This window comes from Streptomyces liliiviolaceus (assembly GCF_018070025.1).
GTDB classification, from domain to species: domain Bacteria; phylum Actinomycetota; class Actinomycetes; order Streptomycetales; family Streptomycetaceae; genus Streptomyces; species Streptomyces liliiviolaceus.
Genome location: NZ_JAGPYQ010000001.1, coordinates 5,507,062 through 5,531,419 on the forward strand (window position 1 = coordinate 5,507,062; position 24,358 = coordinate 5,531,419).

At 70.9% G+C, this 24,358-nt stretch carries 23 protein-coding genes; 7 read left to right on the forward strand and 16 right to left on the reverse strand.

Annotated elements, in window-relative coordinates:
- Positions 1-131: 131 nt before the first annotated feature.
- From J8N05_RS23955 to J8N05_RS23970, 4 genes are all read right to left on the reverse strand, one after another.
- Positions 132-1,334 (reverse strand): glycoside hydrolase family 1 protein, encoded by a 1,203-nt coding sequence (locus J8N05_RS23955; protein WP_210885805.1) that lies wholly within the window; start codon positions 1,332-1,334, stop codon positions 132-134.
- Positions 1,335-1,487: 153 nt separating this feature from the next.
- Positions 1,488-2,375 carry a carbohydrate ABC transporter permease gene (locus tag J8N05_RS23960; RefSeq protein WP_247706440.1) on the reverse strand — a complete coding sequence of 296 codons (888 nt, stop codon included), beginning with the start codon at positions 2,373-2,375 and terminating at the stop codon, positions 1,488-1,490.
- Entirely contained in the window at positions 2,372-3,352 is a 981-nt protein-coding gene (locus J8N05_RS23965; protein WP_210885807.1) for a carbohydrate ABC transporter permease, read from the reverse strand. Before J8N05_RS23965 ends, J8N05_RS23960 begins: the two co-directional genes overlap by 4 nt.
- A 35-nt stretch (positions 3,353-3,387) precedes the next feature.
- A complete protein-coding gene (locus J8N05_RS23970; RefSeq protein ID WP_210885808.1) occupies positions 3,388-4,632 on the reverse strand; it encodes a sugar ABC transporter substrate-binding protein in 1,245 nt (414 codons plus the stop codon).
- Between the two features lie 840 nt (positions 4,633-5,472).
- On the opposite strand from J8N05_RS23970, the gene J8N05_RS23975 reads away from it, so the two are divergent.
- Positions 5,473-6,387 (forward strand): acetylxylan esterase, encoded by a 915-nt coding sequence (locus tag J8N05_RS23975; RefSeq protein WP_210890343.1) that lies wholly within the window; start codon positions 5,473-5,475, stop codon positions 6,385-6,387.
- Between the two features lie 65 nt (positions 6,388-6,452).
- Positions 6,453-7,322, forward strand: coding sequence for an alpha/beta fold hydrolase (locus J8N05_RS23980; RefSeq protein ID WP_210885809.1), 870 nt, complete (start codon positions 6,453-6,455; stop codon positions 7,320-7,322).
- Positions 7,323-7,373: 51 nt separating this feature from the next.
- Here the strand turns inward: J8N05_RS23980 and J8N05_RS23985 are convergent, their stop codons facing one another.
- The 11 genes from J8N05_RS23985 to J8N05_RS24035 all read right to left on the reverse strand — a co-directional run bounded on the left by J8N05_RS23985 (position 7,374) and on the right by J8N05_RS24035 (position 19,126).
- Positions 7,374-8,252 carry a DUF1963 domain-containing protein gene (locus J8N05_RS23985; RefSeq protein ID WP_247706442.1) on the reverse strand — a complete coding sequence of 293 codons (879 nt, stop codon included), beginning with the start codon at positions 8,250-8,252 and terminating at the stop codon, positions 7,374-7,376.
- Positions 8,253-8,417: 165 nt separating this feature from the next.
- Positions 8,418-9,515: a LacI family DNA-binding transcriptional regulator gene (locus J8N05_RS23990; RefSeq protein ID WP_247706443.1), complete on the reverse strand. Its 1,098-nt coding sequence runs from the start codon at positions 9,513-9,515 to the stop codon at positions 8,418-8,420.
- Between the two features lie 529 nt (positions 9,516-10,044).
- Complete coding sequence (locus tag J8N05_RS23995) at positions 10,045-10,452, reverse strand: VOC family protein (RefSeq protein WP_210885813.1); 408 nt, start codon at positions 10,450-10,452, stop codon at positions 10,045-10,047.
- A gap of 3 nt (positions 10,453-10,455) precedes the next feature.
- Positions 10,456-11,445, reverse strand: a complete 990-nt coding sequence (locus J8N05_RS24000; RefSeq protein ID WP_247706444.1) for an ABC transporter ATP-binding protein — start codon at positions 11,443-11,445, stop codon at positions 10,456-10,458.
- On the reverse strand, positions 11,442-12,269 hold the full coding sequence (locus J8N05_RS24005) for an ABC transporter permease (protein WP_210885814.1): 828 nt from the start codon (positions 12,267-12,269) through the stop codon (positions 11,442-11,444). The genes J8N05_RS24000 and J8N05_RS24005 overlap by 4 nt, the downstream gene beginning before the upstream one ends.
- 14 nt (positions 12,270-12,283) lie before the next feature.
- Complete coding sequence (locus J8N05_RS24010; protein ID WP_210885816.1) at positions 12,284-13,030, reverse strand: ABC transporter permease; 747 nt, start codon at positions 13,028-13,030, stop codon at positions 12,284-12,286.
- A gap of 135 nt (positions 13,031-13,165) precedes the next feature.
- Positions 13,166-14,245 (reverse strand): ABC transporter substrate-binding protein, encoded by a 1,080-nt coding sequence (locus J8N05_RS24015; RefSeq protein ID WP_210885817.1) that lies wholly within the window; start codon positions 14,243-14,245, stop codon positions 13,166-13,168.
- 174 nt (positions 14,246-14,419) lie between these two features.
- Positions 14,420-15,832: an FAD-binding oxidoreductase gene (locus J8N05_RS24020; RefSeq protein WP_247706445.1), complete on the reverse strand. Its 1,413-nt coding sequence runs from the start codon at positions 15,830-15,832 to the stop codon at positions 14,420-14,422.
- Positions 15,833-15,931: 99 nt separating this feature from the next.
- Complete coding sequence (locus tag J8N05_RS24025) at positions 15,932-17,317, reverse strand: FAD-binding oxidoreductase (protein WP_210885821.1); 1,386 nt, start codon at positions 17,315-17,317, stop codon at positions 15,932-15,934.
- On the reverse strand, positions 17,314-18,309 hold the full coding sequence (locus J8N05_RS24030) for an amidohydrolase family protein (RefSeq protein ID WP_210885824.1): 996 nt from the start codon (positions 18,307-18,309) through the stop codon (positions 17,314-17,316). The genes J8N05_RS24025 and J8N05_RS24030 overlap by 4 nt, the downstream gene beginning before the upstream one ends.
- Entirely contained in the window at positions 18,302-19,126 is an 825-nt protein-coding gene (locus J8N05_RS24035) for an SDR family NAD(P)-dependent oxidoreductase (protein WP_210885826.1), read from the reverse strand. Before J8N05_RS24035 ends, J8N05_RS24030 begins: the two co-directional genes overlap by 8 nt.
- Before the next feature lie 343 nt (positions 19,127-19,469).
- On the opposite strand from J8N05_RS24035, the gene J8N05_RS24040 reads away from it, so the two are divergent.
- From J8N05_RS24040 to J8N05_RS24060, 5 genes are all read left to right on the forward strand, one after another.
- Positions 19,470-20,837, forward strand: coding sequence for a hypothetical protein (locus J8N05_RS24040; protein WP_210885829.1), 1,368 nt, complete (start codon positions 19,470-19,472; stop codon positions 20,835-20,837).
- 2 nt (positions 20,838-20,839) lie between these two features.
- Positions 20,840-21,442: a carboxymuconolactone decarboxylase family protein gene (locus J8N05_RS24045; RefSeq protein WP_210885831.1), complete on the forward strand. Its 603-nt coding sequence runs from the start codon at positions 20,840-20,842 to the stop codon at positions 21,440-21,442.
- Positions 21,443-21,455: 13 nt separating this feature from the next.
- The gene (locus J8N05_RS24050) at positions 21,456-22,211 is read left to right on the forward strand and encodes a CoA transferase subunit A (RefSeq protein WP_210885835.1); all 756 of its coding nucleotides are present in this window, start codon (positions 21,456-21,458) and stop codon (positions 22,209-22,211) included.
- Positions 22,211-22,840, forward strand: coding sequence for a CoA transferase subunit B (locus J8N05_RS24055; protein ID WP_210885838.1), 630 nt, complete (start codon positions 22,211-22,213; stop codon positions 22,838-22,840). The genes J8N05_RS24050 and J8N05_RS24055 overlap by 1 nt, the downstream gene beginning before the upstream one ends.
- Before the next feature lie 109 nt (positions 22,841-22,949).
- A complete protein-coding gene (locus J8N05_RS24060; RefSeq protein WP_210885840.1) occupies positions 22,950-23,558 on the forward strand; it encodes a histidine phosphatase family protein in 609 nt (202 codons plus the stop codon).
- Positions 23,559-23,575: 17 nt separating this feature from the next.
- Here the strand turns inward: J8N05_RS24060 and J8N05_RS24065 are convergent, their stop codons facing one another.
- Positions 23,576-24,343, reverse strand: a complete 768-nt coding sequence (locus tag J8N05_RS24065) for a CbtA family protein (RefSeq protein WP_210885843.1) — start codon at positions 24,341-24,343, stop codon at positions 23,576-23,578.
- Positions 24,344-24,358 lie beyond the last annotated feature (15 nt).

Below are 24,358 nucleotides of genomic sequence, written 5' to 3' on the forward strand. Positions count from 1 at the left end.
TGCGTGTCCGTGGTGCGAAGCGGCGGTACGAAGGCGAGGCGATGGAGCGGAGGGGTGCGGCGGTGGAACGGGGACGGGGCGGGAGCCGGCCGGTGTCAGGTGCCGGCCGGCTCCCGGTCTGGGGGGTGCGGTCAGACCGCGGCGCGCGGCAGGACGCGGTCGCGGCCGAGGCTGCCGAGCCACACGGCGGACGGCTTAGCCGTGCGCTCGAAGGTGTGCGGGTCCACGGCGATGAGCCCGAAGGTCGGCTTGAACGAGCCCCATTCGTAGTTGTCGAGGGCGCTCCACGCAAGGTAGCCCCGCACGTTCAGGCCGTCCTCGATCGCGGCGGCGACCTCGCCGAGGGCGCCGGTGTAGTAGTCGACGCGACGGCTGTCGTCCGAGGCGGCGATGCCGTTCTCGGTGACGATCAGCGGGGTGCTGTCGCCGATGACCTCGGCGGTGTGGCGCAGGGCGTAGCCGACGGCGGCCGGGTAGTACTCCCACTGCGTGAGGGTGCGTTCGGCGTCGTCGGGCGCCGGGACGGGACCGGACTCGGTGATCTTGGTACGGGTGTAGGACTGCACGCCGATCCAGTCGTCGCCGCGGGCGGCCTCGATGAAGACGTCCTCGCGGGGGTGGCGGTAGTCGGCGGTGACCTGCTCGGCGCCGGGCAGGGCCTGGTAGACCTGGTTGGCGATGGTCCAGCCGACCTGGATGTCGGGGTGGCCCGCGCGGATGACCTTGACGGCCGCGTGGTGGGCGGCGATGACCGCGCGGGTGGTCTCCTCGTCGGGGGTGGGCAGACCGGCGGGCGGGAAGCCCTGGTTCCCGGTCTTCGCGAGGCCTGCCATGACGGCGATCATGTTCGGCTCGTTGATGGTGCACACATGCCGGACGCCGTCGGCGATGACGGGCGCGCACTCCTCGACGTACCGCGCGAAGAGTTCGACGGCGCCGTCGGCGGTCCAGCCGCCGAAGTCCTCGAACCACTGCGGGACGGTGAAGTGGTGCAGGGTGACCATCGGGCGCAGCCCGCGGGCGAGGGCGCCTTCGACCATCCGGCGGTAGTGGGCGATCTCGGCGCGGGAGAAGGTGCCGCGGACCGGCTCGATGCGGGCCCACTCGATGCTGAAGCGGTAGTCGGTGAAGCCCAGTTCGGCGAGCAGGTCCATGTCCTGCTCCCAGCGGTGGTAGCTGTCACAGGCGTCCAGGCTGGGCTCGGCGATCCCGGCCGCGGGGTCGTGCTCCTTGCGCCACCAGTCGCTGTTGACGTTGTTGCCCTCGATCTGGTGGGCGGCGGTGGAGGCGCCCCACAGGAAGCCGTCGGGGAAGCGGGTGGTGGAGTGCGTCATCGTCGGTTTCTGTCTTTCTGGTGTGGGGGTGGGAGGGGAAGTCGGGGTGGTGGTGGCACGGCGATCCGGCCCGGGGGTCGGCGCGGCGACCGGCGGGTGCGGGAGGCCGGGTGGAACGGGGCCGAGGGGGCAGGTCCTGGCAGTCAGGCGGGGTTACTTCAGGCCCGCCGTCGCGATGCCCTGGGTGAAGTGCCGCTGCAGGACGGCGAAGACGGCCAGGACCGGCAGGACGACGAGGAGCGAGCCGGCCATCAGCATGCCGTTGCCGCCGCCGACCGTGCGGTTGGGATCGTTGGCGAAGGTCGCGAGCGCCACCGGCAGCGTGTACTTGCCCGGGTCGTTGGTGGCGATCAGGGGCCAGATGAAGTTGTTCCAGGAACCGAGGAAGGTGAAGATCGTCAGCGTCGCGAGGGCGGGCTTGACCAGCGGGATCACGATCCGCCAGAAGATGTACCACTCCCCCGCGCCGTCGAGGCGGGCCGCCTCCAGCAGTTCGTCGGGCACGGACTGCATGAACTGCCGCATGAGGAACACCCCGAACGCGCCCGCCGCGAAGGGCAGGACCAGTCCGGCGTACGTGTCGATGAGGCCGAGGCCGTTCATCAGCACGTACAACGGGAGGATCATGAGGTTGCCGGGGACCATCAGGGCGGCCAGCACGAGCGCGAAGACCTTGGAGCGGCCGGTGAAGTCGAGCTTGGCCAGGGCGTAGCCCAGCATGGAGCAGAACAGCAGGTTGCTGACGGTCACCAGGACGGCCACGATCAGCGAGTTCAGGAAGTACTGCGGCATGTCGAGCTGGTCGAGCAGCGCCGTGAAGTTGTCCAGCGTCCAGCGGGAGGGGATCCACACGGGCGGGTTCGCCGTGAGGTCCTGCTTCGTCTTGAACGCGGACAGCGCCATCCACAGGAACGGGGCGGCCATCACCAGCAGGGCGACCGAGGCGATCACGTACAGCAGCGGGGTGCGTCCCCGGCCGGTGCGGCGGCGGGCCGGGTGCACCGGGGACTCGGGGGTTTTCTCGACGGTCTCGGCGGTCATCGGGTGTTGTCCTTCAGCAGTCGGAGCTGGAGCACCGTGATGCCCATGATCACGACGAACAGGACGTACGCCATGGCGCTGGCATAGCCCATGTGGAAGAAGTTGAAGCCTTCGCGGTACATGTCGAGCGACACGGTCAGCGTGGAGTCGGACGGGCCGCCCTGGGTCATCACGAAGGGCTCCTCGAAGACGTTCAGGTAGCCGATGGTGGTGATGACCGTGGCGTACAGCAGGGTGGGCCGCAGCAGGGGGATCGTGATGCCGCGCAGTTCCTGCCAGGCTCCGGCGCCGTCGAGGCGGGCCGCTTCGCGGACGTCCGTGGGGATCGCCTGGAGGCCGGCGATGCACAGCACCATGACGGTGCCCATGTTGCGCCACACCGCCATGGTGATCAGGGACGGCATCGCCCAGGTCTCCGAGCCGAGGAAGTCCGGTGCGGTCAGGCCGACTTCGGAGGCGAGGGAGGCGATCAGGCCGTCGGACGGGTCGAGCACGAAGCGCCAGACGACGGCCACGGCGACGATGGTCGTGACGACCGGCGCGTAGAAGCCGACGCGGAACAGGGTGCGGGCCCGGTGGATGCCGTTGTTCAGCAGGATCGCCGCGAGCAGCCCGAGGACGATGGTCGCGGGTACGCCGACGATCACGAAGTAGCCCGTGTTGAACAGGGCCTTGAGGAACTTGTCGTCCTGGAACAGCTGGGTGTAGTTGTCCAGGCCGACGAACTCCGCCTCCAGCGGGCGCGTGACGTTCCGGGCCCCGAAGTCGGTGAAGCTCATCAGGAACGTGGCGACGATCGGGAAGAGCATGAAGACGCCGAACAGCACCAGGAACGGTGTGGAGAACAGCCATCCGGTCAGGTTGTGCTTGCTGAGCGAGCGGTTGCCGCGGCGGTTGCGACCTGCCTTGCCACCGCCGTGCGGGCTCTTGTCGACGGCCGCCGCCTGCGGGGCGGCCGGTCCTGTGGTGAGGGACATGAGGGGGACTTTCTCCTACGGCCTCCTGCTGCCTGCTACTGCACGAGGCCTTCGATCTCGGACTGGGCCTTGTCCAGCGCTTCCTTCGCGGAGGACTTGCCCTGGGTGACCGACTCGATGGCGGTGTCCACCTTGGAGGTGATCTCGGTCAGCTTGGGCTGGGAGGGGGTGGCGCGGGCGGTGTCCATCTGCTGCCGCCACACCTGCATGGTCGGGTCGTCGGCGAGGTCGCCGGTCGTCCAGGCCTCGGTGTTGGCGGGCAGGTCGTTGGTCCGCTCGAACCAGTCGGTCTGGCCCTTCGCGCCGGTGAGATAGGCGACCAGTTCCTTGGCGGCGGCCTTGTGGTCGCTGTCCGCGGAGATGGCCAGGCTGGAACCGCCGGCCATGGACACGGACGCCACGTCGGCGGGTACGGGGGCGACGGCCCACTTGCCCTTGAGGTCGGGGTAGTTCTCGTCGATGAGGTTCGTGAGCCAGGGGCCGCCGAAGAACATGGGTACGGCGCCGGTGTTGAAGTCCTTGGTGACGTCGTAGCCGGGGCGTACGGACTTCTCGCTCAGGCCCTTGTCGAAGTAGCTGCCGTAGTTCTCCAGCGCCTTGACGGCCGCGGCGGAGTTCACGGCGGCCTTGCCGTCGTCGTCGATGATGGCGCCGCCGGCGGAGTACAGGAACTGGTAGAAGCTCTGCACGGTGTCGAGGCCGCCCGGCTGGATGGACAGGCCCCACTTGGTGCCGGCCTTCTCCTGGTACGCCTCGGCGGCGCTCTGCAGGTCGGCCATGGTGGCCGGGGCCTTCTCGATGCCGGCCTTCTTGGCGAGGTCGGTGCGGTAGAAGAGCACGCGCGTGTCGACGTACCACGGGGCGCCGTAGGTCTTGCCGTCGTAGGAGCCCTGTTGCCAGGCGGCGGGGAAGTAGTCGGTCTCGTGGATGGTCTTGGAGTCGACCGGCTCCAGGACGCCCATGTCGGCGAACTCGCCCAGGTAGCTTCCGCCCATCTGCACCACGTCGGGCAGCTTGCCCGCGGCAGCGGCGGCGACCAGCTTCTGGTGGGCCACGTCCCAGCCGATCGGGGTGACCTTCACCGTGAGGTTGGAGTGGGTCTTCTCGTACTCCTTGGCCACGTCGCCGAGCTTCTCCCCCTCCGTCCCCATCGCCCATACGGTCAGGGTCTGCTTGGCGTCTGCTGCCACGCCCGCGCCACCCGAGCCGCCACAGGCGGTGAGGGTGAGCGCAGACGCCAGGGTGAGTGCGATCGACCCGGTTGCGGCGGCGCGGTTCATGGGCGGCTCCTCCTTGAGCTGTACGACTGACGTTCGTGAGGGGGGTTCACGACTGACGTTCACGGCTGCCGGTCGTGATGTATGCGCTGTCTGTAAGCGCATACATCACTCTGTGGCAGCCGTTCCTGACCTGGCAAGAGGGGACTTGGTCACACTCCCGTAACGGGCGGGACATTTGGTGGGCGGTTCGCGGTGTTCGGGCACCCGGGGATGTTGGGGGACAGTCTGTGCGGGAGCAACGCAAAACGGATCATTGCATGGGTTTGCGCTCCGCTTGGGGTGGGGGTTGGGGGGCCGGGGTTGAGGGGTTGGGGGGGGCGGGGGCGCTGTTGGGGTGCGCTGTTTCCCGCGGTCCTTTGTGGGGCGGGCCGTTGTCGGGTGCGGGTTGTGGGTGGCTGGGCGCGCCGTTCCCCGCGCCCCTTCCGGGGCCGGGGTCCGCCGTCGCGTGCCGGTCGTCGTTCCCCGCGCCCCCCTCCGGGGCCGGGGTCCGCTGACGGGTGCCGGTCGTCGTGGGCTGAGCGCGCCGTTCCCCGCGCCCCCCTCCGGGGCCCGGGACCGCCGTCGCGTGCCGGTCGTCGTGGGCTGAGCGCGCCGTTCCCCGCGCCCCCCTCCGGGGCCCAGGACCGCCGTCGCGTGCCGGTCGTCGTGGGCTGAGCACGCCGTTCCCCGCGCCCCCTCCGGGGCCGGGATCGGTGTTCTCCGTGCCCCTCCCTGGGCCGGGATCGGTGTTCTTCGTGGCCCTCCGGGGGCCCAGGGTGGGGTGGTTACAGTCCGTGTGTGGCTTTTTCTTTTCGCTTTTCTGTGGGTGAGCCGGGCTCCGGGTACGGGGTTGAGGAGTTGTTGGGTGTGGGGGTGCCGGGGGCGCCGGGGGACTTCGGTGGGTTCTGGCGGGGGCTGTGGGACGCCGCGGCGCGGGTGGCGCCGCGGTCGGTGCTCGGCGATGTCGTGGAGGAGCTCGACGGCTTCCGCGTGCACGAGGTCTCCTACGACGCGCTCGGCGGCAGGTGTTCCGCTTTGCTGGCGCTACCGTGCGACGGGCCCGTACGCCATGGCTTTGTCATCGGGCACGGCTACGGCGGGCGCCAGGACGTCGGCGCCGACCTCCCGCTGCCGCTGCCGGAATCCGCGGCGATCCTGCCGATCGCGCCCGGCCTCCCCGCCCTCGGCCTGCGGCCGGGAGTGCCCTCGGACCCGGACGGGCACGTGCTGCACGGCATCGGCTCGCGGGACACCTACGTCATCGGCGACTGCGTCACGGCGGTGTGGGGCGCCGCCTCGGCCCTGCTGGAACTGGTTCCCTCGCCCACCCTGGACGGCGAGCGGCTGGGATACCTCGGCGAGAGCTTCGGCGGCGGGATCGGTGCGCTGGCGCTGCCCTGGGACGACCGGTTCGCCGCGGCCGCACTGACCGTGCCGACCTTCGGGAACCACCCACTGCGGTGCACCCTCCCCTGCACCGGCAGCGGCGAGTCCGTACGCGCCCACGTCCGTCGGCATCCGGAAGCCCTCGACGTCCTCGCGTACTTCGACGCGGCGACCGCGGCAACACATCTGCGTATCCCGGTGCTGTCCGCCTGCGCCCTGTTCGACCCGGTCGTGCCGCCGCCGGGCCAGTTCGCGGTGCACAACGCGCTCGCCGGTCCGCGTCGACTGGAGGTTCTTGACGCCGGGCACTCCGCCTACCCGGGCGAGGCCGAGCAGCGACGACAACTGGCGCACGTCACATCCGAGTTCTTCGAATCGTGGATGAAGTGAAGGTGGGCGGAAGTAACCGGGCTACCGGACGCAGTTGACGTGTCGGCTCGTGCACACTTCCCCTCATGACAACCATCTCGACGCTCGACGGGCGACAGCTCGACATGGCCGTGACCGGGCCCGCGGACGGAATCCCGCTGCTCTTCCACCACGGCACGCCCGGCAGCGTGCGGCCGATCCGTTCCATGGAGCGCGCCGCTCACGAACGCGGGCTGCGGTTCGTGACCTTTTCCCGTGCCGGGTACGGCGCGTCCACGCGCGCGCCGGGACGCGCCGTCGTGGACGTGGTCCCGGACGTGCGGGCCGTGCTCGACCACCTCGGTGCGCCGCGCTGCCTGGTCAGCGGCTGGTCGGGCGGCGGGCCGCACGCCCTGGCCACGGCGGCACGGCTGCCCGACCGGGTGGCCGGAGTCCTCGTCATCGCCGGGGTCGCGCCGTACGGCTTGCCGGAGGTGGACTTCCTGGCCGGCATGGGCGAGGGGAACATCGAGGAGTTCGGGCTGACCGTACGAGGGGAGGCCGCGCTGCGCCCGTACTTGGAGAGGGAGGCGGCCGGACTGCGCGACACCGACGCGGCAGGGCTGATCGCCGGTATGCGGAGCATCCTCTCCCCGATCGACCGGGCCGCGCTGACGGAGGAACTCGGCGAGGACCTGGCCGCGAACTTCGCGGAGGGACTGCGGCTCGGTGTGGACGGCTGGCTCGATGACGACCTCGCGTTCACCAGGCCCTGGGGGTTCTCGCTGGAGGAGATCACGGTGCCCGGCTTCGTCTGGCAGGGCAGCGAAGACCTGATGGTGCCGTTCGCCCACGGGCAGTGGCTCGCCGCGAACCTTCCGCGGGCCGTGGCCCACCTCGAAGAGGGTGAGGGCCATCTCTCGGTGGCCGTGGGCGCCGCCGACCGCATGCTGGACGAGCTGATCCGAACGCTCTGAGCTCCTGCTCCGGGATCCGGTTCCGGCACCCTGATCCGGACGCGACCCGGATCAGGGGTTCCAGAACACCGCGGTGAACGTCCGGTCGAAGCGCCGCGCCGCCAGATCCGTCCGCTGGATCACCCAGTGGACGGAGGAACTCTCCCAGCCCTGTACGTCCATCCCCGCCTGCCAGTCCGCCAGCAGCACCCAGTCCGCGACATCGTCCGAGACCGGTCCGTCCCAGTGGCCCGCCTGCGCCGCCCGCACCACCCTGGACACGGCACCGGAGACCGGATCGGTGTGGACCACCTCCTCGTTGGCGTATCCCCCGATCTGCAGCGGCCCTTCGGGGGCGATGGTGTCCCGGGTGTGCTCCCAGGCCGCGACGAGTTCCTCCGAGCGCGGATGTCCGGGAAGCGGCCCGCTCCCCGGCTTCTCGGGGATGTCGACCGCGTGGTGGTACGGCAACGAGACCTCGGTGGTCGCCCGCAGCGTCCCTTGCGGGAACTCCTGGAACATCGCCTCGTAGTCGTCGAAGTCGTAGGGGTTCCAGGCGTGGCTGTCCCGTTCCACCACGACCGTGCCCGCGGGGACGTACACCGCGCTCCCCATGGTCTCGTGGTCGTCCGCCGTCTCGGGGAAGGCGAACAGCAGCAGGTGACCGTCGGCGGGCAGCGGAAGGTCCGTCGCGTCGGCGGGCAGGGCCGCGAGGTCGATGGAGGCGACGAAGGGGTGCTCGGGATCCGGTAGGTCCGCCGGAAGCAGGAGCGGACCGCCGAACCGGCCCACGACCGGGCCTTGTCCGCCCTCGTCCCGCGTCAGCGTCGCGCACGGGCGGGCGAGGGTCGTCCATCGCTCGACGTCGTCGGCCGGGACGCCGCGCGCGATCGCCTCGTCGCGGAACAGCCGTAATCGGATCTGCGTTTCGGATGCCATGGCAGCGGTCATGGTCGAACCGTAGCGGGAGGCACTGACACGAAGGGTCTGGCGCGAAAGCTCTGGCGCGTAGGGTCCGGCGCAAAGGGTCCGACACGAAGGCTCCGGCACGAAGGCTCCGGCACCGGACCGTGGGCCACCGGACGAACGTGCCGAACGCGCCTACCGCGCCGAACGTCAGACGACCGTCGGCAGGACCGTCGTCTCCTCACAGCCGCAGCTCGCCCGGCGGGCCACACTGACCGGCAGCATCAGGGAGACGGGCTCCTGCGGAGGCCGTCCGCTCAGCCGCTGTACGAGCAGGTCGACGGCCTCCTCCCCCATGCGCACCATCGGCTGTCGCACGGTGGTCAAGGCGGGGCGCACCATGCGACTCAGCGGGATGCCGTCGAAGCCGGTCACGACGACGTCGTCGGGTACGCGCAGGCCACGGCGTTCGAGCTCCTGGAGCGCGCCCACCGCCATCTGGTCGTTGGCGAACACGAACGCCTCGGGGCGCTCGCCGCTTCCCTCGCACAGCAGGCGGGCGGCGCGGGCGCCCTCGGCCTGGGTCATCATCGGCATGCGCAGGGCCGGTGCGACGGAGGCCTCGACACCCGCCTCGACACCCGCCTCGACGCAGGCCCGGCGGAAGCCCCGGAACCGTGCCTCGACGTCCGGTGAGTCGTCCACGAGTCCCACGTAGGCGAGGCGGCGCAGCCCGTGGTCGTGGACCAGGTGCCGGGTCAGCTCGTACTGGCCGTCCTCGTTGGCGACCTCGACGTGGTCGAGATGGTCCAGGGAGGGGTCCTGCGCACGGGGGCCGGCGAGCATCACGACCGGTCGGCGCCGGGAGATCGCTTCGAGTTCCTCCGTCGGCACCGTGCGGGCCATCACGGCGAAGCCGTCCACCCGGCCGGCGACCTGGGCGACGAGGCTCTCCGGGCCCCCGGCGAGGGAGGCCGCGATCAGCAGCGCGTACCCGTGCCGGCGGGCCGCGCGTTCCATGCCCCGGATGATCTGGTCCGAGTAGAGCATCGCGGCGTCGTCGTCCTCGGCGCCGACCGTGTCGGGGTCGGAGTAGTCCGGGAAGCACAGGCCGAGGACACCGGTGGAACGGCTGGCGAGACCACGGGCGTTGCCGCTGGGCACGTATCCCAGCTCGCTCGCCGCCGCCAGCACGCGTTCGCGAGTGGCGGCGCGTACGGAGTCGGGGCTGCGGTACACCCTGGACACCGTGGCGATGGACACTCCGGAGCGTTCGGCCACGTCGTACACCGTGGGAATCGCGTTCACGATGCGGCGCCGTTCATGGGTCAGGCCCCCGTCTCTTGTGATGCATGCATGTCGATGAAAGCGCATTCACATTAGGGGCGGGCAGGTCCGTGAGGCAACCGGAGCGTCTCTGACCGGCCAAGTTCGCGACCAAGTCCGCGACCGAGCCGGGCCGGGCCGGGCCGAGCCCGACCGGCCGGATGCGAAGGGCTCGGTCGACGCTCGGCTTCGGCTTCGGCTTCGGCACATGGCCAAGACAGAGCGCAACCATGAACGGGTGAAGCGGCCCCACGTCGCCCAGTGCGGGCGGAGAGAGCGGGAGTACTCCCGGGCGGCTGGCTGCCCTTGCGTGACGGGTCGGCGAAGGCGGCGAAGCTCCCGGCGGGCGGGCGCGCGGCGCCCGGCATGTGACCGGAGTGGTGGATCCGCACGCGCGCCGGTCGCGTCCGTCTGCCGGACCGCTCCGGGAACCGCCGCTCCGGGAACCGCAGCTCGGGGAGCCACCGCTCGGGGGCGGCGATCCTGATGCCGGTCCGACGGACCGGGCTCCTCAGTCGCGGTCGAGCAGTTCGATGAGGTTGCCGTAGGGGTCGGTGACGAAGGCCATGACGGCTCCGGGGCGTGGGGCCGGCCGCGGAGTCATGCTCACCCCGGCTCCGGCCTCGACGAGCCGTGCGAACTCCGCCGCCACGTCCTCGACGCACAGGCACATATGGCCGAAGCCGTGTGTGCCCGCCGCGTCGAGGGCACTGCCTGGTGCCGGGCCCGGGCGGGCCGAGGGGCGGTGCAGCAGTTCGATGCGGTACCCGCTGGCGGCGTGCAGGAGCATGACCCCGCGCAGATCGGTGCCCGGAATCGCGAACACCGGGGCCGCGGTGAGGTCCAGCGCAGCGCAGTACCAGGCGGTGGCGGCCTCCAGGTCGGGCACGGAGATGCCCACGTGGTCGAAGCGGGTCATCGGTCAGCGCACCGCCCGTACGGTCTTCTCCCGGGCCGGGCCCTCGCCCCGCCGGGTGTCACCCGTGCTGCCGTCTGTGGTGCCGCCCGTGGTCCCACCTGACGACAGGTCGTGCGTCGGCTCGGTCGGCGCCGAGGTCCCCGCGGCCGACGTTCCACCCCCTCCCCCTCCCTGTTCCTGCCCCTGCCCTTGCCCTTGTGCCTCGCGGATCATGGTCAGGACCCGGGTCCGCAGGTCGGTGAAGCGGGGGTCGGCGCGGGTGGTGATCTGGTCGCGGTCGGCGCCCAGGTCGACCTGGAGGTTGTCGACGACAGTGGTCGGACGGCCGCCGATGACGACCACGCGGTCACCGAGGTAGACGGCCTCGTCGATGTCGTGGGTGACGAGGACGACGGTGATGCCTAGGTCGGCGCGGAGCGAGAGGGTCAGATCCTCCAGGTCGAAGCGGGACTGGGCGTCGACCGACCCGAAGGGTTCGTCCATCAGCAGTACGGGCGCCTCGTACGCGAGTCCGCGGGCGATGGCCACCCGCTGCTGCATACCGCCCGAGAGCTGCCAGGGGTACTTGTCGCCGACGTCCGCCAGGCCGACGGCGCCCAGGCATTCCTCGGCCCGCCGGTTGCGTTCGGCGCGCGTGACCCCCATCCCCTCCAGGGGGAAGGCCACGTTGTCCCGTACCCGCATCCAGGGCAGCAGGGAACCGCGGTAGTCCTGGAAGACGACCGCGATGTCGGCGTGCGGGCGGGTGAGGAGTTCGTCGCCGTAGCGGATCGTGCCCGTGGTGGGGCGGATCAGACCGGACAGACAGCGCAGCAGGGTGGTCTTGCCGGCGCCGGACGGACCGACGACACAGACGAGTTCACCGGGGTCGACCCGCAGCGAAAGGCCCTCGATCACCCGGTGCTCGTCCGCGCCGTGGCCGAACGTCTTGCAGACGTCCTCCACGACCAGGCTGGATCCGCCCCCGCCCGCCTTCACGTGTCGCTGCATCATGTCTTGGCCTCGCTTCGGGACATGGTTCGGGACATGGACCGCCTGGCACGCGGCGGACGCTGGTGGTACCAGCCGAGGAGCATGTACTCGGCCGCCAGGAGGAGCACGCTCAGGCCGTAGCCGAGGATGCCGATCAGCACGGTGCCGGCCCAGGTCTCCGGGACGGCGAAACTCGAACCGCTCTGCAGGATGAAGTTGCCCAGGCCCACCGGTGATCCGTAGATCTCGCTGACGACCATCAGGACCACCGCGATCGACAGGGCCACGCGGATACCGGCGAAGATCTGCGGCAGGGCGCCGGGAAGCACCACTTTCAACAACCGCAGTCTCCAGGGGATGCGGTAGCCGCGGGCGGTCTCGTGCACGGCCGGGTTGATGCCGTGCACCCCGCTGATGGTGTTGAGCAGGATCGGCCAGAGCGAACCGAGGGCGATGAGGAAGACCTTCGGACCGGAGCCGATGCCCAGGGTCAGGATGATGACCGGGACGAACGCCACGGTCGGGGTGGCCCGGGCGAAGTCCAGGAGCGGGGCGGTCGCCTGTCGCAGCAGGTCGATCTCGCCGATGACGAGGCCCGCGCCGACACCCACGACCGTGGCGAGGGCCAGACCGAGTGCGATGTTGCGCAGGGAGAACAGCAGGTCGCCGACGAGTCCGCCGTGCAGGAGTTCCCGCCACAGGGTGGCGAGCACATCGGTGGCGGGCGGGAAGTAGAAGCTGGTGCTGCCCGCGGTGGCGAGCAGGAGGACGGCGACGCACAGGACCGGCAGCCACAACTGCTTGAGCAGGGACTGCCACAGGGCGCCCGGAGAACGCGTGGACATGGTGTCTCCCCTCGTCAGTCGGTGTGGGTCGGCGGACGCCAGCGCAGCAGACGACGTTCGGCGATCGTGGACAGCAGGTTGATCGAGTAGCCGATCGCGCCCGCGGTGATGATGTAGGCGTACGCCCGGGACGCGGCGCCGCCCTGCTGCGCCTGCACGACCTCGTGGCCGATGCCCGGGAGAGTGGTGAGCACCTCGACGCCGATGGCCACGAGCACGGAGGTCGTCGCCGCCAGCCGCAGTCCGGTCATGACCGAGGGCGTGGCGCTGGGCAGGATCACCTTGCGGAAGCGCAGCAGCCGGGGGACGCGGTAGCTGTCCATGGTCTCCGCGATCATCGGGGTCACGGACCGGGCGCCGTACTGGGCCTGGAGGAAGACGGGAAAGACACAGGCGAGGAGGACGACGGTGGTCTTCATCGTCGGGGTCGACCCCAGCACCAGCAGGAACACCGGCAGCAGGGCGATGACCGGGAAGGACCGCAGGACGTCGACGAGCAGCCGGGACGACTGCTCGGCCGCCGCGTAGGTACCCGTGACCAGGCCCAGCGGTACGCCGATGACGGCGGCGGCGACGAAGCCGGTCACGGCTCCGTCGAGGGTGTCCCCCACCGCCTGCCAGTAGACGGGGTCGCCGAACAACTGCGGGAACTGCCCGAACACCGCCGTCGGGCCGGGCAGCGCGGTCGCGCTCACCAGCCCGGCCGCCGCGAGCGCCGCCCAGATCAGCAGGACGGCGAGGACGGCGGAGAGTTGGAGCATCAGGAGCACGCGGCGCCCCGGATTCCCGGCCCGGGTGCGCCAGGTGCCCCGAGTGGATGGGGCGGGGCGTTTTCGGGCCGGTGCCGCCGGGGGCCGGTCCGTCGATGAGATGGCCATGGTGTACCTCTGCCGCTCTCAGCTGCCGGCGGTGACCGTCGGAGCCTTGTCCCAGTAGATGGCGTCGTCCTTCGGGGCGCTGCTGAGCAGGTCGTAGCCGTGCATCTTCGTGATGACGGTGCGCATCACGGTGGTGTTGATGTTCTTGTCGTAGTAGGCGATCTGCGACTTCTCGATGTAGTCCGCGGGCAGCTGGGTGTACTTCTTGTCGATCGCCTTGACGGCGTCGGGGTGCGCGTTGGCGTAGGTGATCGCCTTGGCGACGGCGTCGGTGAACTTCTTCGCCGTGGCGGAGTTCGAGGACAGGTACTTCTGCGTGGCGAAGAGCACGCCCTGGGTGATGCCGGGCAGGTCGTTCATCCCGTTGCCGATGGCGCGCAGACCTGCCTGCTCGCCGGCCGCGAAGAAGGCCCCGAAGGAGTAGACGGCGTCCGTCTTGCCGGTGGTGGCGGCGTCGGTGAGGGAAGTGGTCGGCAGGGAGACGAACTTGACCTTGCCGGGGTCGCCGCCCTCCTTCTCGACCAGGTACTCGACGATGAACTGGATCGTGCCGCCGAGGGCGGACAGCCCCACGGTCCTGCCCTCCAGGTCGGCGAACCCCTTGATGGAACTGCTCTTCTTGACCAGCAGGCCGTCGGTGGGGTCGGTCTTCGTCGTGGCGGACACCAGCCCGGTGGCGATGCGGATCGGCATGTTCTTCGCGGCGCCCTTGAGGAAGCCGGAGCTGTCGGTCATCGCGAACTGGGCTTCGCCGTTGAGGACGGAGGGGGCGTTCTGCGAGGTGTCCTGGGCGCCGGCCTTGATGGTGACGTCGAGGCCCGCGTCCTCGAAGTAGCCCTGCTGCTCGGCGATGTACAGCGGCTCGAACAGCGCTCCGTTGGAGCGCAGCACGGTGATCTTCGCCGATCCGTCGCTGCCGGCCGAGGTGGCGTCACCCGACCCGCAGGCGGCGAGCGGGGCGGCGACCACCAGCGTCACCACGCCGACGGCGAGACGACCGAACGGGTTTCTCGTGCTTCTGCCGATTCCCGCAGTTCGCGTGCTGCTGGCGCTTCTGACGCTGCTCGTGCTTCTGATGCTTCGCGTGCTCTTCGGCATGAGGGTGTGCTCCTTTGCACAGTTGCGGCGGCCCGTGGATGCGGCCCCACGGGCGAATGCGGCTCTCCGGGCGAGGCGGTCGCCCGTACGGGTGGCGGACCGCGCGGGCCGTACGGCTTCAGGCGCGGTGTTCGTCAGGCACAGGACGCACGGCACGGCACAAGGCGTACGGCGTCACGCGCGGCCGGCGACCGCGTAGGCGGTGGTCGACTCGGCCGGGGTCATATAGGTACGGAAGAGTCCGTCGGGGTCGTGGACGGCACGGAGCCTCTCCAGCCGTTCGGCGTTCTCGGCGCTGAGGCCGAGGTCGAAGCGGTCGGCGAGGTTGTTGTCGGAGAACTGCAGGCCCCGGGACAGGTGTTGTACGGCGGACAGCGAGCCGTGCACCCAGTTCTCGTGCGCGAGGTCCTCGGCCGGGTCGTACCAGCCGGCGTTGGGCGAGAGATAGGCCTTGGCCTGGGCCGACCAGCAGGCTTCGGGGCGCGGCGGGTAGTGGCCCCACAGCATCCACAGGACGAAGCTGGTCCCGTCGGGGATGGTGTCCAGCACCGGCCGGGCGGCACCGACGATCTCCTCGGCCGTGCCCTCCGTCCACACACCGTCCACGGCCCAGCGCAGGCCCTCGGGGTTGAGGCGGTCGGCGATGTCGTACAGCTCGTCGATGGTGGTCGGTTCGCCGACCACGGCACGCAGGGCCCGGTCCCGGAAGGGGGCTTCCTCCAGCGGGGCCAGTGCCTCGGGACCGTGTGCGGGGGTGCAGAAGGCGGTGGCGGTCAGGGAGATCGCCGGGGCACTGAGGCCGGGGGTGAAGCCGACCTTGGCGGAGAACTCCACGGTGCTGGGCAGTCGTTCCAGCAGGTCGTAGGACCAGGCGAGCACCTCGTCGCGCAGGGCCAGGGGGTAGCTGTGCACCGTACGCCGGATCTCGGTCGGCCGTTCGTGGACGTCCAGGTGGAAGCGGGTGACGACACCGAAGAAGCCGGGACCGCTGCCCCGTGCCGCCCACAGCAGGTCGGGGTGGGTCTCGTCGGTGGCGTGCACCTGCGTGCCGTCGGCGAGGACCACGTCGATCGCGCGGATGCTCAGACAGGCCGGCCCCAGGTGGCGGGAGTTCCAGCCGTAGCCACCGCCGAGGATGAAGCCTCCGATGCCGACGGTGGGTGCGTGACCGGTCGGGAAGAACAGCCCGTGCGGGGCGAGGGCCCGCTGGATCGCCGGCCCCTTGGCGGAGGGCTGGACGGCGGCGGTGCGGCCGTGCGGGTCGACGCTGATCCCCTGGAGACGGGACAGGTCGATCAGCAGTCCGCCGTCCCGTACGCCGTTGCCGACCCAGCTGTGCCCGCCGGAGCGGACGGAGACGCGCAGGCCTTCGGCCCGGGCCAGCCGTACGGCCAGGACGACGTCCCGCTCGTCCTCGGCGACGACGACGACCTCGGGGAACCGGTCCGGTTTGCGCGCGTTCCACACGGCGTCGAGACGGGTCTTCTCGTAACCCGCGTCGCCACGGCGGAGGAGAGCGCCGGTGAAATCTCCGCCGACAGCTCCACGCGGGGACGGGGCAGGATGGGGATCGGGCGTCCTGGGCAAGTGTGGCTCCTTGGGTGGTGCAGACATTCAGAACGGTACTGTCGACACAAAATGGAGGTCAAGAGGCCGTACGTCGATAATTTCGGCTTTCTGTCGACACTAGAGCAGGTTTGTGGGGTGCTTGCCCTGGCTCCGGTGTGCGGCCAGCGCTGTCGTCGACTCCTCGGGCGACAGGTACGAGCGGAACAGCCCCTCGGGGTCGTACCGGCGCCGCAGTTCCTCCAGTCGTACGGTCTGCCGCGGTTCCAGCCCGTGGTCGGGACGGTCGGCCGGATTGGCGTCGGCGAACTGGGTGCCGTGCGCGACCGGCGCCATGGCGCGCAGCGCGTCGTGCGCCCAGGTCTCGTGGCGCAGGTCGTCGGCGGGGTCGTGCCACACGGCGTTCGGCGAGAAGTACAGCCGGGCCTGCGTGGACCAGCAGGCGTTCTCCCGGGTCGGCCGGCCGCCCCAGAGCATCCAGAGCAGGAAGCTGTCCGGCCCGGGCAGTCCGTCCAGGACCTCGCGTCCGGCGGCGAGCACGTCGTGAACAGGCGCGTCCGTCCACACTCCGTCGACCGCATAGCGTCTGCCGCGGGGGGTCAGCCCGTCGGAGAGGGCGTACAGGTCGTCCAGGGTCGACGGCACCCGCTCCACCCTGCGCAGCGCATGGCGCAGGAAGGGTGCCTTCTCCAGGGGTTCCAGCATCTCCGGGCCCTCCTCCGGGGTGCAGAAGGCGGCAGCCGTGACCATCGTGGTGGGCCGCGGTACGCCCGGCGTGCGGGCGACCTTCGCCGACATCTCCAGGGAGTCGGAGATCCCCGGCACGGTCTCGTGGGTCCAGGCCAGCACCTCGTCGCGCAGCTCGTGCGGGAAGACGTACGCGCTGCGCAGGATCTGCTCGTACGCCGGATACACCCGCAGGTGGAAGCGCGTCACCACCGCGAAGAAGCCCGGTCCCGAGCCGCGTACGGCCCACATGAGGTCCGGGTGGGTCTCGTCGGTGGCGTGGACCAGGGTGCCGTCGGCGAGGACGGCGTCGACCGCCTCCACGCTGAAGCAGGCCGGTCCCAGCGCCCGGGAGTTCCAGCCGTAGCCGCCGCCTATCAGGAATCCGCCCACGCCCACGGAGGGGCAGTGGCCGCTGGGGAAGACCAGTCCCTCGGCGGCGAGCAGGGCGTTGAAGCGGCTGCCCTGGACGGCGGGGCGGACGGTGGCCCGGCGCCGACGGGCGTCGACGACGACCTCGTCCAGGGCGGAGAGGTCGATGAGCAGCCCGCCGTCCCGTACCCCGTTGCCTATCCAGCTGTGGCCGCCGGAGCGGACGGAGACGCGCAGTCCGCGGGCCGCGGCCCAGCGCACTCCCGCCTGGACGTCACGGTCACCCGCGGCCACGAGGATGGCGTCGGGACGGCGGTCGGGCTTGCGCAGGTTCCAGACGGCGGCGAGCCGTGTCTCCTCGTAGCCGGGGGCGTCGCGGGTGAGGAAGGTTCCGTCGAAGTCGCTCATGTCTGCTGCTCCACATGCGAGTCGGGCGGTCCGGGCGAGTCGGGCGGGCCGGGTGGATCGCCGGAGTCGGGCTGATCGCCGGAGACGGGCGGGAAGTCGAAGAGTTCGGCCGGGTTGTCGACCATGAGGCGGCGCAGGAGGACGGGGTCGGGGGCGATGTCGGCGAGCAGGTCCACCAGCAGACCGTCGTCCGGCGCGGCGCCCCGGATGTTGACGTGGGGGTAGTCGGTCCCCCACACGACCCGGTCGGGCGCCTGCCGCACGAACGACGCGGCCAGGGCCACGGCGTCCGCGTAGGGCGGCCCCTGCCGGGAGACCCGGTCCACACCGCTCACCTTCAGCCAGACGTCACCGGAGTCGACGAGGCGGCGCAGGCTGCGCAGCGCGGGGCTGTGCGGTCCGTCGCCGAGGTCGACCCGCGCCAGATGGTCGATCACCACCCGGCCGGGCAGGGAACTGATGAGGGCTTCATGGTCGGCGACCTCGGCACCGGTGAGGTGGAGTTCGCAGGCCCAGCCGAGGCCGTCGACGCGTTCCAGCACGGAGTCGATCTCCTCGCGGGTGGGCGCGATGCGCAGGTGCGGCAGGAAGTTGAGCCGGAACGCGCGGACTCCGGCACGGTGGAGCTCCTCGATCTCCACCCGAGTGGTCCGTTCGCCGACGAGGGCGACTCCGCGCAGGGTGCCACGGCCTGCTGTGAGGGCGTCCAGGAGCGTGCGGTGGTCATGGCCGTTGCAGGACGACTGGACGACGACCGCCCGGGACAGGCCCAGGTGGGCGTGGAGGGCCGCGACCTGTTCCTTGGGGGCGTCGACGGGGGTGAAGGTGCGCTCGGGCGCGTAGGGGAAGACCGTGGCGGGGCCGAGGATATGGCAGTGCCCGTCGCAACTGCCGGGCGGCAGCACGAGGGTGGGTCTGCGCGGAGCCGGGTGCGGGGGCGGGCAGCCCGGCGAGGGAGCCGGGTGCGTCGCACGGAGGGCGGGCTCAGTCACAGCGCGCCGTCATTCCGCCGTCGACGACGATCTCGGTGCCGGTGACGAACCGGGCCTCGTCGGACGCCAGGAAGAGCGCCGCGTACGCCGTGTCCCGGCCGTCGCCCATGAATCCCAGCGGGATACGCGCCTGCCGCTGGGCGAGCAGTGCGTCCACGTCGCCGTCGGCACGCTGACGGGCCAGGCGCGCCTCGACCATCGGGGTGTGCAGCTGTCCCGGGACGACGGTGTTCACCCGGATGCGGTCGGGCGCGTACTGGACGGCCGTCACACGGGAGAGCTGGATGACGGCCGCCTTCGCCGCCGCGTAACCCACCTGTGCCGCGCCGGTCCAGCGCAGTCCGGACGCCGAGGCGGTGTTGACGATCGAGCCACCGCCCACGCGCCGCATGATCGGGACGGCGTGCTTGCAGGCCAGGAAGGCGCTCGTGAGGTTGGTGCGCAGTTGGCCGTCCCAGTCCTCCAGGGACAGTTCGGCCGCTCCGCCGGCGCGGGAGCCTCCGACGTTGTTGACGAGGATGTCGATGCGTCCCGCCTGCCGTTCGGTTTCCTGGAAGTAGGCCTCGACGGCGTCGGGTTCGGTGACGTCGAGCAGGTGGGTGTGTGCGGTGCCGCCCTCCGCGCGGACGCGGTCCGCGGTGATGTCGAGGGCGCCCTCGTCCCGGTCGGTGAGGTACACGGTGGCGCCCTCGCGGGCGAAGATCACGGCGGTGGCACGGCCGTTGCCCCAGCCGGGGCCGACGCTGCCGGCGCCGCTGATGACGGCAACCCGCCCGGCCAGGCGGCCGGGCCGTGCGGAGGGCACGTCCTGGGTCACGGAGGTCTCCCTTGGTCGGAGCCCGGTCCGGGCTCGGGATGGAACGCCGGCCCGGGGTGACGCCGCGGGCGTGACGCCGCCCGAGCGTGCTGCCGCCGGAGCGGCCGACTGTCGGCAGTTTCACTTAGTGTCGACAGAAAGTAAACACGGGTGCAGAGATACGCAGCTTGACGGGGAAGTGAAGTGGATAGTGTCGACAGCAAGTCGTGGGCGATGCTTGAATGGCGCTCAACCAGATCCGTTCGTATACGTCGTCAGACCAGTTCGCGCACGTCGTCAGACCCGTTCCCCTGCGTCGTCAGACCCGTTCCCGTACGTTTCCGTTTCCGTTCCGGAGGGATCCATGGACAAGCCGGCCGTCTTCACCGACGAGGAGATCACCCGCTTCCGCGCGGAGCTGGCCGACAAACGCTCGCCGGGCGCGTACGAACCGGGCCGCTGGTCGGTGAGCCCGCTCACCCGCCGCCCCGACGTACGCGGGCCTATGCCCGGGTCGGTGCGGCTGCGCGACGCCACCCTGCGATCGGTGGAGACCCTGCCCGGTGTCGTCGCCTCCACCGAGGCGAAGGAGGCGTATCTGCGCCGGCTCGCCGGTGCCGGGGTCCGCGAGGTGGTCACGACCGGGCTCGCCGGGCGCGACGACAAGGCGTTGCGCGCGGAGGTCGAGGTCATCAAGGGCGAGAACCCGGACTGCCGAGCGGTGCTGCCCCTGCTGCGCACCACCGCGGACATCGACCGCGCCGCCGACGCGGGCTACGACGCCGTACAGATCTGGGTCCAGGGCCTCGGCGAGGCGTCGCTCATCTACAACCCGGCCGTCTACCAGCAGGCTTGGCAGGGCGAGGACTGGCGCGGCCCCTCAACACCCCGTGGCCGCACCGACGTTCTCGCCCGCGCCCTGCCCCTGATCCGGCACGCCCGCTCGCGCGGACTCGACGCCGTCGTCCCGATGCTGATGGTCTCCTTCCTCACCGACGAGATCCTCGACGAGTCGGTCACCGCGCTGACGGCCGCGGGCGCCACCGAACTCACCCTCTTCGACGGTCCCGGCGCCATGAGCCCCGAGGCGTACGCCCAACTGGTCACCCGCACCAAGGAACTCGCCCCAGGGGTCGAGGTCGGCCTGCACCCGCACAACACGTTCGGCCTGGCCGTCGCCTGCGCCGTCGCCGCCGTCCGGGCGGGCGCCGATGTCGTCGAACTGTCCGTCAACGGCTACTGCGGCGGCCCCGGCAACGCCGATCTGGCCGCCACCGCGATGGCTTTCGAGGCCCTGTACGGGGTGCGCACCGGGATCAGGACCGAGCGCCTCACCGAACTCGCTCGTGCGGGCGAGGAGCTGACGGGATATCACCTGGCCTGGAACCACCCGGTGACCGGCACGAGCGCCTTCTCCTGGGGCGGGATGGACCTCATCACCCAGGAGACCGCCGTCGATCCCCTGCTGCACAACTGCCTGGAACCAAAGCTCGTCGGCAACGCGCGCAAGATCCCCTTCACCCCCGACAGCGGCCCGTACACGCTCGCCGACAAGCTGACCGCGCTGGGTGTCGACACCACGGTCGCCCAGGTCGACGAGATCCTGCGCAGGGCCCGCGACCTCATGAAGCACGAAGCCCGGCTGCTCACGGACGCGGACCTGATGGCCCTCGCACGCGAGGCCGCAGAGGTGGCCGAGGTAGCAGATCCCCCGGCTCGTACGGAGCGATGACGATGCCCTCGAACCCACCCGACCCCGACACCCGTCTCCCCCTCCTCCACCCCGCCGCCCTCTCCCCCGCCCAACGGCTCCTGTACGAGGAGATCACCGGTGGCCCGCGCTCCGACGGCCCTCAGCTGTTCGCCCTCACCGACACAGAGGGACGCCTCAACGGCCCCTTCAACGCGATGCTGTTCAGCCCACGGCTGGGCCGCGACCTCCAGGAGCTGGGCGCGGCGATCCGTTATCGGACCGATCTGTCGCCCCGGGTGCGGGAGACCGCCGTCCTCGTCGTGGCCGCCGTCTGGGACAGCGACTTCGAGCGGTACGCCCATGAACCGCCGGCCAGGGCCGCCGGGCTCACCGAGGCGCAGGTGCGCGCCCTGCGCGAAGGAGCCGATCCGGGCTTCACCGACCCGCACGAGCGCGCCGCGTGGTCGGCCACCCGCGCCCTCGCCACCCCCTCGGACCCGCTCGACGACGACTGGTACGCGGCCGCCCGCGCCGCCCTGGGCGAGGCCGCTCTCTTCGAACTCTCCACACTGGTCGGCTACTACGCCACGCTCGCCCTCCAACTGCGCCTGTTCCGCGTACCCGTGAGGGAGTCCGGCCCGTGAAGGAGTCCCGTCCGTGAACAAGGTGCACCTGACCGCCGTCGAGGCGGTCCATGACATCGCCGACGGATCGTCGCTGGCCGTCGGCGGGTTCGGGCTGAGCGGTGTGCCGAACGTCGTGATCGACGCGCTGCACGCCCGCGGCAGCACCGGACTGTCCGTCGTGTCCAACAACTGCGGTGTGGACGGCGCGGGCCTCGGCATCCTGCTCGCCTCCGGCCGGATCGCCCGGGTGACCGGCTCGTACGTGGGCGAGAACAAGGAGTTCGCCCGGCAGTACCTCTCCGGCGAGCTGGAGGTCGAACTGGTCCCCCAGGGCACGCTCGCGGAACGGCTGCGCGCCGGGGGTGCCGGAGTTCCGGCGTTCTACACCCCCGCCGGCGTCGGCACCCAGGTCGCCGACGGCGGACTGCCGTGGCGGTACGCGAGCGACGGTTCGGTGGCGGTCGCCTCGCCGGTGAAGGAGACCCGGACGTTCGCCGGCCGGTCGCACGTCCTCGAACACGGCATCACCACCGACTTCGCCCTCGTACGCGCCTGGCGCGGGGACCCCCACGGCAACCTGGTCTTCCGCAGGGCCGCCGCCAACTTCAACCCCCTTGCCGCCATGGCCGGCCGCGTCACGATCGCGGAGGTCGAGGAACTGGTCGAGCCGGGAGACATCGCTGCCGACGAGGTGCACCTGCCCGGCGTGTTCGTCCAGCGGGTCGTGCCCCTGACCCCGGAACAGGCCACCGCCAAAAGGATCGAGAAGAGGACGGTACGCGGCTGATGGCCTGGACCCGTACACAGATGGCGGCCCGCGCCGCCAGGGAACTGACCGACGGCTCGTACGTCAATCTGGGCATAGGGCTGCCCACGACGATCCCGGACCATCTGTCCTCGGACGTGCGGGTGACCCTGCACTCGGAGAACGGCATCCTCGGCACCGGTCCGTACCCCTTGGAGGGTGAGGTGGACCCGGACCTGATCAACGCCGGCAAGGAGACCGTGACCGTGCTGCCCGGAGCCTCCTTCTTCGACTCGGCGCTGTCCTTCGGCATGATCCGCGGCGGTCACATCGACACCGCCGTCCTCGGTGCCATGCAGGTCTCCTCGACGGGCGACCTGGCCAACTGGAGCGTCCCAGGAAAGATGATCAAGGGGATGGGGGGTGCGATGGACCTGGTCCACGGAGCCCGCCGGGTGATCGTGCTGATGGAGCACACCGCCAAGGACGGGACGCCGAAGCTCGTCGACACCTGCACGCTGCCGCTCACCGGCCGCGCCTGCGTCCATCGCGTCATCACCGATCTGGGTGTCTTCGACATCGCGGCGGACGGGCTGAGCACCGTGGAGAGGGCGCCCGGCGTGACGGCGGGAGAGGTGGCGGCGCGGACGGGGGCGCCGATGAGGCGCTGACCGGACGCATCAACCGACTACATAAAGCGCACGCAATGATCGCACGCAGCCGGGCGGTAGCATCCGCCAGCATGGACATGCTGAGCAATCCGACGCGGGAAGCGGGCACATGACCCACCGCATCACTTTCGTCTCGCCCGCGACGAGTTCGGCACTGCGTGAGGCACGCTTCGACGACGGGGGTTCGATCGACGCCGACGGGGAGGCGCGCGCCCGTGCCGCGGCCGGCTCCCTGCCGTCGGCCGCGCGCGTCGTGGTCTCTCCCTCGGTGCGTTGCCGTGAGACGGCCGCCGCACTCGGCCTGGGCACGGCGAAAACGGCGGAACTGGCGGAGTCGGCGGAGTTGGCGGGACTGGACGTGGGGCGCTGGCGCGGCCGTACGCTCGCCGAGGTCGGCGCGGCCGAACCGGAGGCCGTGGCCGGTTGGCTCGCCGATCCGGCCTCCGCACCGCACGGCGGGGAGTCCGTGGCGGACTTCTGCGGCCGGGTGGCGCGCTGGCTGGAGTCCTCTCCCGACACGGACGGCCGTACGCTCGCCGTCGTCGAACCGGAAGTCGTACGGGCCGCGGTGACGCACGTGCTGGCGGCGCCCGCCGCGGCCTTCTGGCGGATCGATGTACCGCCGCTGACGTCCACCACGATCAGTGGACGCGGCGGCCGGTGGAACCTGCGGCTCGGGCAGCCGCTGGAGGCCGCCGGAGCGGGCGCGGACCGGTGAGTCCGCGCGGCCGCCGGTCAGTGCGGGGCGGGTGCCGCCGCACTCGCCGCCGATGCCGTGGCGGGTTTCGGGTGGAGCAGCCGTTCGGCCAGTTCGCCGAAGACGAGCCCGAAGCCTGACCAGAGCGTGATCTGCAGGGCGAGGGCGGAGAGCCTGAACCGCCAGAGCAGGGCGGCCGGGAAGTCGCCGGGGACCTCGTTGACGGTGGGCAGGAACGCGTACGCCAGTCCGATCAGGACGACGAAGCCGAGAACGGCGACGACGGTGGCGTACCAGGTGCCCAGTTTCGGTGCGAGCCGCTTGCCGACGATCACCGCGGCGACCGCGAGGAGCACGGCCAGCACCATCATGAGGAGGTACAGGGTGGTCCGTTTGCCGATGGTGTCGGGGTCGCCGACCGCGGGCGGGTTGGCCGGGTACTTCAGGAACGGCACGACGTAGACGGCGAGCAGCGCTGCGCCCGAGAGCAGCAGTGCCGTGGCACGGGCGCCGAAATTGCCGACGCGGCCGAGGGCGAAGCAGTAGGCGAGGGCGGTGATGCCGCCGAAGGCCACCCCGTAGATCAGTACGCCGGTGGCGAGGCCGGCGGTCGACTGCAGGCTGCGGGAGACGAGTTCGACCTCGTGCCCGTGCTCGTGCGCGGCGGCGTGGGACTCCTCGAAGCCGATGGCGCTGTCGACGTTCGGCTCGCCGAGGAAGTAGGCGACGATCAGGGCGAGCACGCCGGCGGCCAGACCGGCGAGCATGCCCCGCACGAGCAGGTTTCTTACCGTTGCGGAGTTCATGGGTGTGCGGGGCCC